The sequence below is a fragment of the Streptomyces sp. NPDC002676 genome (assembly GCF_053592455.1).
Genome location: NZ_JBSFVT010000079.1, coordinates 1 through 1,412, shown reverse-complemented (window position 1 = coordinate 1,412; position 1,412 = coordinate 1). Strand labels below are relative to the sequence as shown.

Sequence of the window (1,412 nt, the reverse complement as noted above, 5' to 3'; positions counted from 1 at the left end):
CGAGTCGGCGCCGGGCAAGTTCACGCTCGCGAAGGACGTGGCCGGGCAAGGCGGCGCGTCATGAGCATCGTCATCGACCAGTAGACCATCGCCTCGTCACCTGGGTCCCACGCCGCGATACTCGGCCCAGTCCCGCGAGGCGGCACACCAGCCAGCCTTTCATCACCACTCGGATACCCGTTCGAGTGAAGCAAGGAGCCGAAGCGACTGGTCCAACTGGGCTTGGTATGCGGCCGGGTGGGCGTCGGCCAGCCGACGGACCCAGGCGGTGGCCGAGTTGAAGCAGAAGATAAACGAGGCAGCGTAAAATCTGTCTTCGCACCGCATCGGTTCAGTCTGTGTCGGCCAGCCACTGGTCGATGAGCGCCTTGCCAATCGAATCGACCCGGTACGGGCCGCCGAGCGTAGCGTCCGCCAGCCGCGCGCGCAGTTCCGCGGCCGTGAACCAGCGTGCCTCCACCACTTCCACGTTGTCCACATCGATCGCATCGGAAACGGCCTCGGCGCGAAACCCGATCATCACCCCGGCCGGGAACGGCCACCCCTGGGAACCCTGGTAGGTCACCGCACCCACGGTGACGCCGGCTTCCTCCCGCACCTCGCGGCGCACCGTGTCCTCGAAGCTCTCGCCAATCTCGACGAACCCGGCCAGTGTGCTGAAGCGGTTCGGGCCGGATGCCGCATGGCGGCCGAGCAGGCAGCGCCGGGGCGTGCCCGGAAGCTCGACTAGCACGATCACGGCCGGTTCGATCCGCGGGAACAGCAGCTTCCCACAGTTCTGGCAGGTCCGCAGGTGGCCACCATTGCAGGACCGGGCCGGGCCCCCGCAGGCGCCACAAAACCGCTGATTGCGGTTCCAGTGCAGAATTCCCCGCGCGTACGCCAGCAGACCCGCTTCGTCCGGCGTGATGGTGGGAACCATCGCCCGCACGTCCAGCATCCTGTCCGCGCCGGCCAGCTCGACGGCGCTCTCCCGTTCGAGCCCGGACACATCAGCCGCGAACACCGCCCTCTCGCCTTCGAGGCCGAGCAGCACCCGGTCGCCGGCCGCGACGAGGATGTCCCTCGCCTGGGCCAAGGGCAGCCGCAACGGCGTTTCGTTTCGCACCAGGCACTGGTCCTGCCACAGGGGAATGACCTGGGTACTGGCCCTGGTCAGCAGTGCCTCGATCCAGTCCGAGTCTCCCCGCCGATCAACGACACGGTCGAGCCCCAACCCGCTGTAGTACACCGCTCCTCCTGGATCACAGTGTCCGCCTGTCCTCGACACTAGCGGATACGTCCGCCGACACCCTCCGCAGCCAGAACTTGCCTAAATATAGGGTCGGCGGCCTCGTGGCAGTGGTGATGTGTCGTGTCGTCGCTGGGGTGGAGGTCGGGGATGCCGTCGGTCGTGGGGCTGCTGGAGCAGC

The 1,412-nt window shown here is 67.4% G+C and carries 1 protein-coding gene; it reads right to left on the bottom strand.

Features of this window, described 5'->3' with window-relative positions:
- Nucleotides 1-331 precede the first annotated feature (331 nt).
- Entirely contained in the window at nucleotides 332-1,231 is a 900-nt protein-coding gene (nudC, locus tag ACWD3E_RS43300; RefSeq protein WP_222997844.1) for an NAD(+) diphosphatase, read from the bottom strand.
- Nucleotides 1,232-1,412 lie beyond the last annotated feature (181 nt).